The 15194-nt window shown below is 42.9% G+C and carries 15 protein-coding genes, 1 pseudogene and 2 riboswitches; of the genes and pseudogenes, 6 read left to right on the top strand and 10 right to left on the bottom strand.

What is annotated here, in order from left to right; genetic code table 11:
- Positions 1–124 precede the first annotated feature (124 nt).
- Positions 125–1645, top strand: a complete 1521-nt coding sequence (gene kinD / locus NSQ09_RS13325; RefSeq protein WP_080031039.1) for a sporulation kinase KinD — start codon at positions 125–127, stop codon at positions 1643–1645.
- Positions 1646–1672: 27 nt separating this feature from the next.
- On the opposite strand, the pseudogene NSQ09_RS13320 reads toward kinD, so the two are convergent.
- Positions 1673–2103 (bottom strand): annotated as a pseudogene (locus NSQ09_RS13320) (hypothetical protein).
- 85 nt (positions 2104–2188) lie between these two features.
- Entirely contained in the window at positions 2189–2446 is a 258-nt protein-coding gene (spo0E, locus tag NSQ09_RS13315; protein ID WP_003218598.1) for an aspartyl-phosphate phosphatase Spo0E, read from the bottom strand.
- 202 nt (positions 2447–2648) lie between these two features.
- Between spo0E and NSQ09_RS13310 the strand changes: the two genes are divergently transcribed.
- Positions 2649–2969 (top strand): YkvA family protein, encoded by a 321-nt coding sequence (locus NSQ09_RS13310; RefSeq protein WP_095843662.1) that lies wholly within the window; start codon positions 2649–2651, stop codon positions 2967–2969.
- A gap of 40 nt (positions 2970–3009) precedes the next feature.
- On the opposite strand, the gene mtnD is transcribed toward NSQ09_RS13310, so the two are convergent.
- The 5 genes from mtnD to mtnE form a co-directional block, all read right to left on the bottom strand.
- Complete coding sequence (gene mtnD, locus NSQ09_RS13305; RefSeq protein ID WP_003232483.1) at positions 3010–3546, bottom strand: acireductone dioxygenase; 537 nt, start codon at positions 3544–3546, stop codon at positions 3010–3012.
- 14 nt (positions 3547–3560) lie between these two features.
- Positions 3561–4190, bottom strand: coding sequence for a methylthioribulose 1-phosphate dehydratase (locus NSQ09_RS13300; RefSeq protein WP_086343770.1), 630 nt, complete (start codon positions 4188–4190; stop codon positions 3561–3563).
- Entirely contained in the window at positions 4148–4855 is a 708-nt protein-coding gene (gene mtnX, locus NSQ09_RS13295) for a 2-hydroxy-3-keto-5-methylthiopentenyl-1-phosphate phosphatase (RefSeq protein WP_046380981.1), read from the bottom strand. The genes NSQ09_RS13300 and mtnX overlap by 43 nt, the downstream gene beginning before the upstream one ends.
- A complete protein-coding gene (mtnW, locus tag NSQ09_RS13290; RefSeq protein WP_272515583.1) occupies positions 4852–6069 on the bottom strand; it encodes a 2,3-diketo-5-methylthiopentyl-1-phosphate enolase in 1218 nt (405 codons plus the stop codon). Before mtnW ends, mtnX begins: the two co-directional genes overlap by 4 nt.
- An 84-nt stretch (positions 6070–6153) precedes the next feature.
- Positions 6154–6254: riboswitch (SAM riboswitch) on the bottom strand.
- A gap of 38 nt (positions 6255–6292) precedes the next feature.
- A complete protein-coding gene (gene mtnE, locus NSQ09_RS13285; protein ID WP_041333448.1) occupies positions 6293–7489 on the bottom strand; it encodes a methionine-glutamine aminotransferase in 1197 nt (398 codons plus the stop codon).
- A gap of 94 nt (positions 7490–7583) precedes the next feature.
- Between mtnE and NSQ09_RS13280 the strand changes: the two genes are divergently transcribed.
- From NSQ09_RS13280 to mtnA, 3 genes are all read left to right on the top strand, one after another.
- Positions 7584–8363 carry a carbon-nitrogen family hydrolase gene (locus tag NSQ09_RS13280; RefSeq protein ID WP_041337652.1) on the top strand — a complete coding sequence of 260 codons (780 nt, stop codon included), beginning with the start codon at positions 7584–7586 and terminating at the stop codon, positions 8361–8363.
- An 83-nt stretch (positions 8364–8446) separates the two neighbouring features.
- A riboswitch (SAM riboswitch) is annotated at positions 8447–8603 on the top strand.
- 92 nt (positions 8604–8695) lie between these two features.
- The gene (gene mtnK, locus NSQ09_RS13275) at positions 8696–9889 is read left to right on the top strand and encodes an S-methyl-5-thioribose kinase (protein ID WP_017695073.1); all 1194 of its coding nucleotides are present in this window, start codon (positions 8696–8698) and stop codon (positions 9887–9889) included.
- Positions 9890–9896: 7 nt separating this feature from the next.
- On the top strand, positions 9897–10958 hold the full coding sequence (gene mtnA, locus NSQ09_RS13270) for an S-methyl-5-thioribose-1-phosphate isomerase (RefSeq protein ID WP_029726988.1): 1062 nt from the start codon (positions 9897–9899) through the stop codon (positions 10956–10958).
- Positions 10959–10991: 33 nt separating this feature from the next.
- On the opposite strand, the gene NSQ09_RS13265 is transcribed toward mtnA, so the two are convergent.
- Genes NSQ09_RS13265 through kinE form a run of 3 tightly spaced genes read right to left on the bottom strand, consistent with a single transcriptional unit; the run spans position 10992 to position 13919 of the window.
- Positions 10992–11117, bottom strand: a complete 126-nt coding sequence (locus NSQ09_RS13265) for a hypothetical protein (protein ID WP_003232500.1) — start codon at positions 11115–11117, stop codon at positions 10992–10994.
- A 40-nt stretch (positions 11118–11157) separates the two neighbouring features.
- Positions 11158–11706, bottom strand: coding sequence for a methylated-DNA--protein-cysteine methyltransferase (gene ogt, locus NSQ09_RS13260; protein ID WP_341031659.1), 549 nt, complete (start codon positions 11704–11706; stop codon positions 11158–11160).
- The gene (kinE, locus tag NSQ09_RS13255; RefSeq protein WP_341031656.1) at positions 11703–13919 is read right to left on the bottom strand and encodes a sporulation two-component system sensor histidine kinase KinE; all 2217 of its coding nucleotides are present in this window, start codon (positions 13917–13919) and stop codon (positions 11703–11705) included. The genes ogt and kinE overlap by 4 nt, the downstream gene beginning before the upstream one ends.
- Positions 13920–14171: 252 nt before the next feature.
- On the opposite strand from kinE, the gene NSQ09_RS13250 reads away from it, so the two are divergent.
- The gene (locus NSQ09_RS13250; protein WP_017695075.1) at positions 14172–15194 is read left to right on the top strand and encodes an acyltransferase family protein; all 1023 of its coding nucleotides are present in this window, start codon (positions 14172–14174) and stop codon (positions 15192–15194) included.

The raw sequence follows: 15194 nt of genomic DNA, 5'->3' as shown, positions 1-15194 counted from the left end.
AATCTTTCCAATATTTCTCTTCTTTTTTAAAATGTAAGCTTGCCAACACCTTTTTCTAATTTTTTTGGTTATTTTTTCTTATTAAAGAAGAAGAAACAATGATATAATACCTCTAATCAGGTGTATGTTGGAGCGATGCAAATTGAAAATACTAAAAGGCGCCTGCGGGAGAGTCAAACTTTATATCATACTGGTCGTGATTCCGGCAATCGTCATCAGCTTTTTCGTATATGAAAAAGAAAAAGATACAATAGCTGCAGAACATAAACAAGAAGCAAGTGTCCTGCTAAACCTTCACCGCAACAAAATCAATTATTTAATCGGAGAAACAATGGCGAGAATGACCTCCTTATCCATCGCCATCGACAGACCGGTTGATATAAAGAAAATGCAGTCAATTTTGGAAAAGACCTTTGATTCAGAGCCGAGATTTTCCGGTCTCTATTTTCTCAATGCCAAAGGAGACGTCACCGCAAGCACAACCGAATTAAAAACGAAAGTAAACCTGGCCGACAGATCTTTTTTTACAAAAGCAAAGGAAACTAAAAAGACAGTCATTTCAGATAGTTATTCGAGCAGAATTACTGGTCAGCCAATTTTCACAATTTGTGTCCCTGTTTCGGACTCAAAACGTAATGTGACAGATTATCTTGTCGCAGCTATTCAAATTGATTATTTGAAAAATCTCATTAACTTACTAAGCCCTGATGTTTATATTGAAGTTGTGAACCAAGACGGGAAAATGATTTTTGCGAGCGGACAAGCCTCTCATGCAGAGGATCAGAAACCTGTCAGCGGATATCTGGATGATATCAGCTGGAATATGAAAGTCTATCCGAACCCGGTCACAATAGAAGAACTGACGAAAAGCCTAGTGCTTCCGCTTTCATGTATTATTGTTCTGCTGAATATCCTTTTTATTCTCGTGCTGTATTATTTGCTGAAGCGGCAGACCCAGCTGGAGCGCTCAGAAAATGAGGCGCAAAAATTAGAACTGATCGGGACGCTTGCTGCCAGCACAGCCCATGAAATCCGTAACCCTCTTACCGGCATAAGCGGCTTTATTCAGCTGTTGCAAAAGAAATATAAAGGTGAAGAGGATCAGCTTTACTTCTCCATTATCGAACAGGAGATAAAGCGCATCAATCAAATAGTGAGTGAGTTTCTCGTTCTCGGCAAGCCGACAGCTGAAAAATGGGAGCTGAACTCACTTCAGGACATTATCGGAGAAATTATGCCGATCATTTATTCTGAGGGCAATCTATACAATGTTGAAGTCGAATTGCAGTATTTAACCGAGCAGCCCTTACTCGTAAAATGTACAAAAGATCATATTAAACAAGTGATTTTAAATGTAGCAAAAAATGGCCTCGAGTCAATGCCTGAAGGAGGCAAACTAACGATTTCCCTGGGAGCTTTAGATAAAAAAGCCATAATCAAAGTTGTGGATAACGGTGAAGGGATTTCTCAGGAAATGCTGGATCACATCTTCCTTCCCTTTGTTACTTCTAAAGAAAAAGGAACCGGGCTCGGCCTTGTTGTTTGTAAACGGATCGTGCTGATGTACGGAGGCTCTATTCATATTGAAAGTGAAGTGCGAAGAGGCACAGAGGTGACAATCACCCTCCCCGTATCCGCATCATAGCCCCCCTGACCATGTCAGGAGGGTTTTTTATCTTCGTGATCGGGCATTGCCATTCGATTTGCTTGTTGGTCTTCCAGAAAAAGGATTTTGATGAAACGCAACAGCATTTTCAAAAGCAAAAAAAACATAAAAAATACTAAAAAACCCTTTATACCTTCCGTGGCATCTAAAAACTCCATATTCCCTCTCCCCGTCACCTTTTGCTGAATCTCAATCGCAAATACGATGACAATGATGACTGTAACGGTATAGATGAAGGACAAGGCTGTCATACTCCATTTAGAAAGCCATGTAAACACAGCGTGAGTGACACCGAAAAAGAATATGCCAAAAATGCCGATCACCCAAAAATGCATTTCTTTGTCAGTTAAATGAATGCCAAATATTTCGCATAAGGAAATAAAAGCATCATGAAATTGATTGACCATTTTGGTAATGAGAATCGCCAGTTCTTTCATTAGTTCCCTCTTTCATATGAATTTTTTCCAGAAAAAAAGAGCGCTTCCGAAAAGCTCTCTCTTTATATATGCATCTGATAGGCCGCTATTTATTTGCATCATATGCTGGCATAACATCTCTGCGGGGCCACAAGCCTAATTTCTTTACAAGGCCTTGAATCCCTTGGGAATGTTCGTTTTCTTGCATAAGCTGGTGATATTCATTTATTAAACAATCCAGCTCCTGACTGTGCCTGATCGTGTCATGCCCTGTAAATCCCTGCTTTCTAGCGGCATCTATCATTAACTTTCTTTTTTCATCAATAGACACCAACAATCTTTCTTGTTCAGAAGAACCGCCCATTCACTTCACCCCTCGCCGCTAAGAAATAGGAAACAAGTTTGATTGGGTTATTGTGCATTATTACAGATTATACTTTATTTGTAAACATATTTTCATTAAATAAGTTAATTTTTCAGGTATAATAGATATATTGATAGGATTAGAAGAACAATACCCAGGTGAAGAATATCTTAAACACGCCGCCAGGCAGGAGGTATGCCCAATGAAGAAAAAGAAAGCAATTATGCTCGGAGCGGCAGGCGGAAAAGCAATTTTGAAAAGGAAAAACCGAAAAAAATGTATTCAGCACATCACTACTTTTTTTCAGATGCTTCGCGATTGGCGAAATGGCGACTACCCTCGTTCACAGGTTAAAACACTTTTGCTGTTAACTGCCGCAATCCTGTATATCGTCATGCTGCTCGATATCATTCCAGACGTAATCCTCGGTCTTGGGTTCATTGACGATGCAGCTGTTTTAGGTTTGATTTGGACACTGATTAAAAAAGAACTGTCACAATATGAAAAGTGGCGTTTGCAATAAATATAAAAAGCCCCGTTCGATGAACGGGGCTATCTCATGCTTATTGATTCACGCTGTCTTTTTCATAAATCGGAACCCAGCCTTCAGTTGTGACAAAAATTCTCACCGCGACAACTTTGCGGTCCTCCTGAAGCGTGAAGTAATGGCGGATATTCTCAGGCACGGAGATTAAATCTCCAGGGTTTAAACGGACATCAAAAAACGTGCCGTCCTTGCCTTGAATGACAAAAATACCGTGTCCGCTTACAATAAAACGAACCTCATCGTCTGTATGGTGATGCTCTCTTTTAAAGTTTTCAAGCAGTTCATCAAGTTTCGGATTGCTGTCTGACAATGAAATAACATCCTGGGCTTTATAGCCGCGGCGGGTTGAGATATCTTTAATTTCAGTTTCGAAGGTATCAAGAATTTGCTGTTTTTCTTCTTCTGTCAGGTCATATTTCTCTGAGAGATGTTCCGGAAGCTTCGTGATATCCCATTGCTCATAAATAACCTCTTGACTGTCCAGAAAGCTTGCCACTTCCTCTTGATTTTCAATCGTTGTATTTGCCTCATCATGAATTCGAATTGTAGCCATTTCAATTCCTCCTTTTATTTAACCAGCTGATGCTGGAGTGTTTTCAATTTCAAATGGTAGCTGAACAAAAATTCATACGCTTCAAGCACTCTTTTTGCCTCAAATGCTGTTTTCCCCCAAGCCGTAATACCATGATTTCGGATCAGAACAGCTCCTGAATCTTCTGAAATCTCTTCCGCAAACAGTGCCGCAAGCGTCGGGATATGTGCCGGATTTTCTATAATCGGAATGGTCACTTCTGCGTTCTCTTCCCACAAGCCGAGTGCTTTTATAATTTCCTGGCCTTTGAATGTGATTTTCTTTTGGTCTCCGTATAACTCTGAAATCACATTATTGTTTACCGTATGGACATGCAGGCAGCATCCGGCATTGGTTTTATTGTACAAATGTGTATGCAAAAGCGTTTCTGCTGACGGTTTCAGAGAATGCCCGCTTTCAGCAGGCTCTCCGTTTTGATCAACCAGCAGAAAATCTTCAACCGTCTCTTTGCGTTTATCTTTTCCGCTTGCAGTGACGAGAAATGTTAAAGGATCATCTGTAACCTTAATTGACAGATTGCCGCTAGTCGCCGGAAACCAATCTCTCTCTGCCAATTCCCGTTTTACTTCAGCGAGCTCTCGCCAGCGTTCTTGTTTTGCAGCCATTCCTGTACCTCCTTTACATTCTCAATTTCCTTTGTTATCTCATAAAAATCTTGATACGGAAGATGATTGAGGTTTTGCTCCCGGCATTCGTTTAATAAATAATCCCTTGCAAAGCATAGGTCAGACAGCTTTGCTGCCTCCACATCTGTAACCGAATCACCGATCATGATGATATATTGGTTCGGTTCAGAAAGTTCATGGATGACCGACGGCTTACAGCACCCGCATTGATTGCTGCATGTGCCCTTGCAGGAATGAGGCCAGTCAATATGGATATAGTCATTGTCAAATGAAGCATGGTTGCAATAAATGCGGTCTTTCTCCACAATGCCTTCAAGCAAAGGATATACAAAAAAGTCCATTCCACCGCTTATGACATAAAACGGAATCTCGTGCTCATTGATAAATGCTACAAATTCCCGAAAGCCTTCCCTGATTTTTGCATCTTCCAATACAAAACTTGTAATCTCTTCTTTTAAACGGCTGGGCAGAAGGCCGAACATCCGCCCGACACCTTCCTTGATCGACAGCGTTTTGGAAAGTACGCCGTCTTTTAATGCCACCCACTCTGGGGGAGCAAATGTTTTCATGATATTTATAATGTTGTCGTTCATCGTGATGGTTCCGTCAAAATCACAAATAATAAAAGGTTTTCGAGTCGTCATACGGCTTCAACCTTTCCCCATTTATCTAGCGCAAGCTTAAGATCCTTGCATTGTTCGGCTTTTTCATCAATCGGCTGGGCCTCTAGGACCGCATCAATAATGGCTCTGAACGCTCGCCCCCCGCCTTGGGCACCGTTCGGATGTCCATGTACGCCTCCTCCGGCGTTAATAATGTGGTCTATGCCGAAATCACGCATTAATAGCGGAACCATGCCGGGATGAATGCCTGCTGACGGAACCGCAAATGTTTGGTTAAAAGCATCCTCTCTCACACATTCTTCATGAATCGCCAGTGCATCTGCTCTTGGAAGCGCAACCGAACCATATGGAGACGGAAAGAGGCTGAAGTCAGCACCGCAATATCGGTTTAATTTTCCGAGTAAAAGAGCGTGAGAAAAACCGGAAAACGGAGAAGACGTAAACGCTCCGCTGACTGCTGGATGCGCCATAATCGGAACTGGGATTTCAGGATCTTCCGCAAGGCCTTGCATAACGTCCAAGCCGTAAGCGAAGACATTAAACAAAAGCGCATCCGCTCCCAGCTCGGCGGCGCGTCTCGCTTTGTCTTTCAGATCAGCCGTACGTCCGGTCAAATTCACCGCATACAGCGTTTTATGTCCGGTTTGCTCATACGTTTCTTTCAATATTTGCTTTCCTTCTGTAATTCTTGTTTCAAAAGGTGCTAGACCTGTCTCAAAGAAAATTTCATCGTCTTTAATCAAGTCAACTCCGCCAAGCGCCTGCTGCCGGAGCTGTTCTTTAATATCACTCAGGTCCCTTCCGATTACGCCTTTAAATATGCTCATTAACAGCGGTCTCTCAAACTCTCCCAGCAGCTTCCGGATGCCGTATACGCCAAACTTCGGTCCCGGCAGTGCACGCTTAAATGCTTCAGAGAAGTGAAGATCGATTAATTTGATTTTTCCGTCCAGGGACAGCTTGCCAAACACTGTTGTCAGCAAAGCCGGAATATCCTGAGAGAAATTGATTTCAGGATAGGCAATTGTGATGACCGCTTGTTTTTCTGATGCAGCAGTTCCCTCTCTCTCCTCAACTTTTATCACCCGCCCCTTGTGCTTTTGCATTTGCTCCTGTTTTACAAGGGGCAGATCAGTCCAGGAGCCTACTGTCAATCCTGTTGCGATTTGTTCTGCTTTCTTCTCTGTATCGGCTCCCGGTTCGGTCAGGAGATATGTCGCTAATAACTCACTCATGCCAGAGCTCCTTTCATTTTCATCCATATCAAAAAACCTCTTCAAACTGCAATCGCGTCTAAAGAGGTTTCGTTTCTCGTCCGAATCTTATCTCTCAGCCGCTAGCTGCAAGAATTAGCACCGTGCTTTATAAGTCGGTTGCCGGGCTTCATCGGGCTCGTCCCTCTGCCTGCTCTTGATAAGAAAATATAGATTTTATAAATTATTTTGAATTATCCCATCGTTATAAGGTCTTGTCAATGCTTTTTTGGGTAAACAGGTTCAGTTTGCCAATTCGATAAGCGGCTTCCTTAAGTCTTTCTTCACTTGTTAAAAGTCCGACTCTGACGTAGCCCTCGCCATATTCACCGAAGCCGTTTCCAGCCGCAACCGCCACATTCGCTTTTTCCAGCAAAAGATCTGAGAACTGCTCAGAAGTATAGCCTTCAGACACAGGCAGCCATGCAAAAAAAGAACCTGCGGGAGCTGTTACATCCCAGCCGATTTCCCGGCATGCCGTGATCCAAGCGTTTCTCCTGCTCTCATATCTGGCATTTTGCTCTGCCACACACGTCTGATCGGCTAACAGTGCCTCTGCTGCAGCCTCTTGAGTCGCTCTGAAAAGACTGACAAACATATGGTCTTGATAAAGATTGATCGCTTCAATGACCGAAGCGTTTCCGACGGCAAAGCCAACCCGCCATCCTGCCATATTATACGTTTTTGACAGCGTGTAAATTTCAATTCCGATATCCTTCGCACCTTCAGTCTGCAAAAAGCTTAAAGGCTTGCAGCCGTCAAATCCTACAGCGCCGTAAGCAAAATCGTGAACGACGCAGATTCCGTTTTCAGTCGCAAAACGCACGGTGTCTTCAAAGAACTCAGAAGTAGCAACAGCTCCGGTCGGATTATTCGGATAATTCAAATACATCAATTTCGCCTGTTCCCTTACTTCAGCGGTTATGCTGCTGTAATCAGGGAGAAACGCCCTGTCCTTTACGAGCGGCATCATTTCCATCTTTGCTTTTGCAAGTGTGACACCCGACCAGTAATCTGGATAACCCGGATCGGGAACTAAGATCGTATCACCGGGATTCAACAAGCATTGCGGGAGCTCGACAAGACCGGCTTTTCCGCCGAATAATACAGCGACTTCGGTTTCCGGATCCAGATCAATGCCGTACTCTCTTTTGTAAAATGCAGCAGCCGCTGACTTCAGACGGTATGAGCCGCGAAAAGACGAATATTTATGATTCTCAGGATCAGCAACAGCTCGTTTCATCTCCTCGACAATATGTTCAGGAGTCGGCTGATCTGGATTTCCCTGTCCTAGATTGATAACATCATGTCCTTCTGCGAGCTTTCGGTTCACTTTCTGCACCAGAGAAGCGAAGAATTGTTTAGGCAATTCCTTCAATACATGAGACTGTTCAAATTTCATCTATTCTCACCTTCTAAAAAAATCTTGAAATGATAGTCCATCATCATATATGGTTAAATGAAAAAAGTAAAGAAAAATTTGGGGTGTTAAAAAGATGAAATGGACGATATCTTGTCTTCAATTTGATATTTCATACGGCAAACCTTCGGAAAATATAAAAAAGGCTGAATTTTTCATCGAAAAAGAAAGCAAACATGCTGATGTTCTTGTTCTGCCTGAATTATGGACGACCGGATATGATCTGGCCAATCTTGATGAACTCGCAGATGCAGACAGCCGCTCCGCTCAGAGCTGGCTGAAGAAAACGGCAAAAAAACATGGTGTTCATATTGTCGCCGGGTCGGTCGCTGTCAGAGAGAATTCTGATGTTTATAATACAATGTACATCGCGGATAAGGAAGGGCAAATCATTAAAGAGTACAGAAAAGCCCATCTTTTTCAGCTGATGGATGAGCATCTGTATTTATCAGCCGGTTCCGAAGACGGATACTTTGAGCTTGACGGCGTCAAAAGCTCAGGATTGATCTGTTACGATATCCGTTTTCCGGAATGGATCAGAAAACATACGACAAAAGGCGCCAACGTGCTGTTTATTTCTGCGGAATGGCCTCTTCCCCGCCTTGATCATTGGAAAAGCCTGCTGATTGCGCGGGCCATTGAAAACCAATGCTTTGTCGCAGCCTGCAATTGTACCGGTTCAAATCCGGATAATGAATTTGCAGGTCATAGCCTGATTATTGATCCATGGGGGCGTGTACTTGCTGAAGGCGGCCGGGAAGAAGGCATAGTCCGAGCGGAAATCGACCTTCAAGAAAGCGCAGAAGTTCGGGAGAGCATTCCTGTTTTCGATGATATCAGAAAAGATTTATATTAAAAAATATATTGACAACTAACTAAATTACCTGTTACCATGTTCATCAACTGATAAATTAGAATTGTCAAACAAGTGAATATATTCTCTTATCGAGAGTTGGGCGAGGGATTTGGCCTTTTGACCCCAACAGCAACCGACCGTAATTCCATTGTGAAATGGGGCGCATCTTTTTCGCGCCGAGACGCTGGTCTCTTAAGGCACGGTGCTAATTCCATTCAGATCTGATCTGAGAGATAAGAGAGGCGGACATAGATGTTAAGCCTCCTTCTCTCTGAGAAGGAGGCTTTTTTACGGCCACATATTAAGTGATTACATAATTGGAGGTTATGATGATGGGAGTCACAAAAACACCTTTATACGAAACGTTAAATGAAAGCTCCGCTGTGGCGTTGGCGGTGAAGCTTGGCCTATTTCCAAGCAAAAGCACGCTGACATGCCAGGAGATCGGAGACGGCAACTTAAATTACGTTTTTCATATTTATGATCAAGAACATGACAGAGCATTGATCATTAAACAGGCGGTTCCGTATGCAAAAGTGGTGGGAGAAAGCTGGCCGCTGACAATCGACCGTGCAAGAATCGAAAGCAGCGCTCTCATCCGTCAGGGCGAGCATGTGCCTCACCTGGTTCCAAGAGTGTTTTATTCTGATACGGAAATGGCGGTTACCGTCATGGAGGATCTCTCTCACCTCAAGATCGCAAGAAAAGGACTCATTAAGGGTGAAAACTATCCTCATCTGTCGCAGCACATCGGTGAATTTTTAGGAAAAACACTTTTCTACTCATCAGATTACGCGCTTGAACCTAAGGTGAAAAAACAGCTTGTTAAACAGTTTACAAATCCAGAGCTATGCGACATTACGGAAAGACTTGTTTTTACAGATCCTTTCTTCGACCATGACACAAATGATTTTGAAGAAGAGCTTCGTCCTTTTGTCGAAAAGCTTTGGAATAATGACAGCGTTAAAATCGAAGCCGCTAAGCTGAAAAAGTCATTTTTAACGTCTGCAGAAACGTTGATTCATGGTGATTTGCATACAGGAAGCATTTTCGCAAGTGAGCACGAAACAAAGGTGATTGATCCTGAGTTTGCTTTTTACGGACCGATCGGCTTTGATGTAGGGCAATTTATCGCCAACTTATTTTTGAACGCACTCAGCCGTGACGGGGCTGACAGAGAGCCGTTATATGAACATGTCAACCAGGTCTGGGAAACGTTTGAAGAGACGTTTAGTGAAGCCTGGCAGAAGGACAGTCTGGATGTTTACGCCAACATCGACGGTTACCTCACTGATACGCTCAGCCATATTTTTGAAGAAGCAATCGGATTTGCGGGCTGTGAGCTGATACGACGCACGATCGGCCTTGCCCACGTAGCTGACCTGGATACGATCGTGCCGTTTGATAAACGAATCGGCAGAAAACGCCTGGCGCTCGAAACCGGCACAGCCTTTATCGAAAAACGTTCGGAATTCAAAACGATAACAGATGTTATTGAATTATTTAAGTTACTTGTAAAGGAATGATCCATTCATGACCCATTCATTTGCTGTTCCACGTTCTGTTGAATGGAAAGAAACAGCTATTACCATTTTAAATCAGCAAAAGCTTCCTGATGAGACGGAATATTTGGAGCTGACGACGAAAGAGGATGTATTTGATGCGATTGTCACGCTCAAAGTAAGGGGCGCTCCGGCGATCGGCATTACGGCTGCCTTCGGGCTGGCGCTTGCTGCCAAAAACATTGAAACAGATAATGTCACGGAATTCCGCCGCAGACTGGAAGACATCAAACAATATTTAAACAGCTCACGGCCTACCGCCATTAATTTGTCATGGGCGCTTGAGAGACTGAGTCATTCGGTCGAAAACGCGATTTCCGTAAATGAAGCAAAAACAAACCTTGTCCATGAAGCCATTCAGATTCAGGTCGAGGATGAGGAAACGTGCCGGTTGATCGGCCAAAACGCCCTGCAGCTTTTCAAAAAAGGCGACAGGATCATGACAATCTGCAATGCCGGCTCAATCGCGACAAGCCGCTATGGAACGGCGCTAGCTCCGTTTTACTTGGCCAAACAAAAAGATTTGGGATTGCACATTTATGCCTGTGAAACAAGGCCTGTCCTGCAAGGTTCACGCCTTACTGCTTGGGAGCTGATGCAGGGGGGCATTGATGTCACTCTGATCACAGACAGCATGGCCGCCCATACGATGAAGGAAAAACAAATTTCCGCTGTTATCGTCGGAGCCGACCGAATTGCAAAGAACGGTGATACGGCAAATAAAATCGGCACATACGGTCTTGCTATTTTAGCAAACGCCTTTGATATTCCGTTTTTTGTCGCCGCACCTTTATCTACATTTGATACAAAGGTCAAATGCGGCGCTGATATCCCGATAGAGGAACGGGATCCCGAGGAAGTCAGGCAGATTTCCGGAGTTCGGACCGCTCCATCCAATGTGCCTGTCTTTAATCCCGCTTTCGACATTACACCTCATGATCTCATTTCAGGAATCATCACAGAAAAAGGGATTATGACCGGAAACTATGAAGAAGAGATTGAACAGCTGTTTAAAGGAGAAAAGGTGCATTAAAAAACCGCCGGACTTTGCTCATTTGGAGCCGAGTCAGCGGTTTTTTTGTTTCTTTTTGTTAACATTGATGATTTCATCTTTTTGAGCGCTTGATAAGATATGCAGTTTCACAAACAGTTCGGCAAAAACGGCAAGTTTCTCAGAGCGGCTCGGCTTCAATTGCTTTGTCCTCCTTTTTCATCAGACCAACTTTTTTAACTTAATAAAATGATATGTCGGCCGTGAAAAAAGGGAACGTGCCATATGTTTTATTTTTCTTTATATAGGAGATTCGCTCGATGTTTAGCAAAAATGCTTTGATCTCCGTTTTGGTTCCGGCGTATCCTGTTAACGCACTGTTTTTGCCGATCACTCTGTGGCACGGGACAAAAATCGGCAGGTCGTTACGTTTATTAGCCTGTCCGACAGCGCGCACCGCTTTCGGACTGCCGACCGCAGCGGCAATATCCGCATAGCTTCGGGATTCGCCATATGGAATCATCTCCAGCGCCTGCCACACTTTTTGCTGAAAAGGAGTGCCCTTTTGGCTGAGCGGCAGGGTGAATGTCTTCCTTTCGCCTGCGAAATATTCTTGAAGCTGTTGTTTCGCTTCTGCAAGATTAGGTGTTTCCTTGTGCTCAGTATTCTGAACCGTTTCTTTCCAATCCACCCAATCTTCCTGACTGAGAAATAGACGAGTGATCCGGTCCTCCTCTTCGGCAATGATAAGTTCACCGAGCGGCGTCTCGGCTGTCGTATAGTAGTTCATTCATCATTCCTTCTTTCTTCAGCATTCTGTCTGACAGGAAGCGTAATATGAAAAACGGTGCCCTTCCCTTCTTCACTTTCTACCATAATCTCGCCTTGATGTTCTTCAATAATTTTATAGCTTACCATAAGCCCAAGTCCAGTTCCCCGTTCCTTTGTCGTATAAAACGGTTCACCAAGGCGCTTTAATTTATCTTCTGTCATTCCGATTCCCTCGTCTTTTAAGGAGATAAGAACATGATCTTGATCCAATGCCTTTATCGTTACAAAAATATTTCCGCCGTCAGGCATCACTTCGATGGCGTTTTTTAATATATTGATAAAAACCTGTTTCAGCTGATTCGGTTCACAGTAAATCGGGGGAATGTCGTCAATTAAATCAAGTTGCATTTGTACATTGCTGAGATTGGCTTGCGCATTTAGAAGGTCTATCGTGTCCCTCATAATTTGGGTAACATGTTTTTCCTCATACATAATGGCCTGGGGCTTGGCTAAAATCAAGAATTCGGTGATGATGGATTCGATGCGCTTTAGTTCTGAGGTGATCACGTTGAAGTAAAGGGCGTAGTCTCCCTCGACACTCCCTTTCAGAAGCTGAATGAAGCCTTTAAGAGCAGTCATCGGATTTCTGATTTCATGAGCAATGCCGGCTGCGAGTTCGCCGACAACATGAAGGGTATCTGATTTGCGCAGGCGTTCCTCCAATTCTTTTCGCTCTGTTACGTCTTTAAAGATAGCCAAGTTCATATTTTGAATAATATTCCGTTTAAATGAGAATTCGAGTTTTCTGTTATCACCGCTGCTCAGCAAAAATGGAATTTCGTTGTCCATTTCATCAAAATTAATCTGCCTTGCCGGTGATGCCAGATTTTCTATTTCATAAGCAGAAATAATATCTAACAGGCTGTGCTGTTTGATCTCTTCATGTGACAGTCCCAAAATATGGCTTGCTAACGGGTTGGCGTCAATGATCCTGTATTGATTGTCGAACAATACATTGCCGTCCATTGAGCCGTTGAACACTTTTCTAAATTTCAGCTCGCTTTCCCGAAGCTCCTTTTCCATCCGCTTTCTGTCGCTTACATTTCTTAAGATCGTCAAATGCTGATTTTCAAGGATTGTCCGTTTTGAAGTAAATTCAAGCTCTTTGAATTGCCCGTTCCCCATTTGAAACAGCAGCTCTTCTCTGATCTCTCCGTATTTTGCGTATTTCCTTTTCGTTATGCTGTATTTCTGCTGCGAGTCAACGAGAAAATCACACAGCTTTCTTTTCAACAGCAAATTCATCGGCAGCTCAAAAATTTTACAGGCTGATTGATTCGCTTTTACGATTCTTCCGTCATTCGACCAGATGATGATGGCGTCCATTGCATTTTCAAGGATTTCTCTGAAGCGCTCCTCACTTTTAAAGAGCTGTAGCTCCATAGACCGCTTCTCTGTGATATCCCTCATAATGGACATATAAAAACCGCTGATGATGTTTGATGTAATCGTGAATTCAAATAGTTTTTGAACTCCTGAACGAAGCTTGACAGGCAGCTCCCCCTTCGCTTTTCCCTTGCGGTTGAGCGCCTTCCAGATATTGTCGAAATCTTTTCGTGAGCCGCTGTCTATGAACTCATACAACGATAAATGAGACAGCTCATTATGATTGATTTCAAAGCTTTTACAAAAGGACAAATTGGCATCAATAAAACCGCCATCTTTATCAAACAGGACGATTCCGTCAACTGCTCTGTCAAACAAGTCCTTAAAAAGCTGTTCATTCATAGAGAATTCCCGCTCCAGAATCTTCTTAGAAGATATGTCCCTCATGACAACAAAAAAGAAATCCTCACCAATGCCTCTTTTGGCCAGAAACTCTATGTATTTTGTTGCCCCGCAATCAAGCCTGATCGGAACCTCCTTCCATAGAAAGCCTTTTTTAAAAAACTTCTTTACGGAAAGATTCAGTTCATCCTTTGGGATTGAAAACAAAAAATCCAAAACAGAACGCTTTTTCAAATCTTCCGAGTCAACTTGAAGCATCCTTTCTGTTGCTTCATTTGCCTGAACAATCCGCATTTCGTTATCACAAATAAAAATAGCATCGAGCGTATTGTTGACAATCACTTGATGCTGATTCAATTCCTTTTTCAGTCGCGCGTTTTCTTCTTTGAGGCGATTCAGTTCCTCTCGCAGCTCCGAGTTTGTCTGGACACCAAGAGTTTCCATGCATGTACACTCCTTCTTCAAAACCTATCCCTCAATATTTCTACAAAATGCGGGAACTTCCTTCATTTGCCCTATAAATTTCAGAAAATTTCAGCGCCATTACATTACGAAGACATTTTCTACGATCCTTACCATCACTTTACATCGACCTAACAATCAGCATTTTTTTAGATTCCTTTTTCATCTTTTATTTTAAAATATGTACCAGCAGGGAATAATCTCTTAGTGACTGATGAAAGAGAAGGTGATGCTATGAGTAAATCGCGGGACAGTTATTTCGATAATGCAAAATTTTTATTGATATTCCTTGTTGTATTCGGTCATATCCTTCGTTCCTTTATTAATGATAATCATTTTATGCTCTACCTCTACAAGTTCATTTACACATTCCATATGCCTGCATTTATTCTTGTATCCGGTTATTTCGCGAAAGGCTTTAAACGGGCGGGATATGTAAAAAAGCTGGCGGTCAAGCTGATTATTCCGTATTTGATTTTCCAAATCATTTATTCCGTCTTTTATTACATTATGCAAGATGAAAGCATGGCAAATGTGAACCCGATTGATCCGCAATGGTCGTTATGGTTTCTTGTAAGCTTATTCTTTTGGAACCTGCTCCTATATCCTTTTTCAAAGCTTTCAAAGCAGTGGGCGCTGTTTGTCAGCTGCGGAATCGCCGTGCTGATCGGTTATCTGGACTTTGTCAGCAGCACGCTGAGCTTGTCACGGACATTCGTATTCTTACCGATGTTCCTTGTCGGTTTTTATTTAAATAAACATCATTTTGATCTATTAAGATCAAAACGCGGCAAACAAATTGCGCTCGGAGTGCTTTCCGCAGTATTCTTCATCTGCTGGGGCATCGATTTTGACTATTCTTTTCTGTTTGGTTCAAAACCGTATTCTTCATTTGGAGACGTTACCCTTGTAAGCGGACTATCCCGAATCGGCTGGTATGTACTCGCCTTTGGGGCAACCTTCAGCTTTTTAGCGCTTGTTCCGCAAAAACGGTATTTCTTTACCAGATGGGGAACCCGGACATTTTACGTGTATCTGCTTCACGGGTTTATTATTAAAACATTACGGCAGGTCGGGCTTGAGGATTGGCTTACTGACTATCAAAGCTTAGTGATCCTCTTGCTTTTAACAGCAGCCCTGACATCAGTCCTCTCAAGCAACTTTGTTAAGACAGTCGCTCAGCCCTTCATTGAGCTGAGGATGACCAGCTTATTGCAATTTGTCAGAGGAACGGGCAAAAATGCTTATTTAAAATAG

Source organism: Bacillus sp. FSL W8-1202 (assembly GCF_038006165.1).
GTDB classification, from domain to species: Bacteria; Bacillota; Bacilli; order Bacillales; family Bacillaceae; genus Bacillus; species Bacillus subtilis.
Note: the sequence above shows the minus strand (reverse complement) of the source record. Positions and strands in the feature narration are given on the sequence as shown.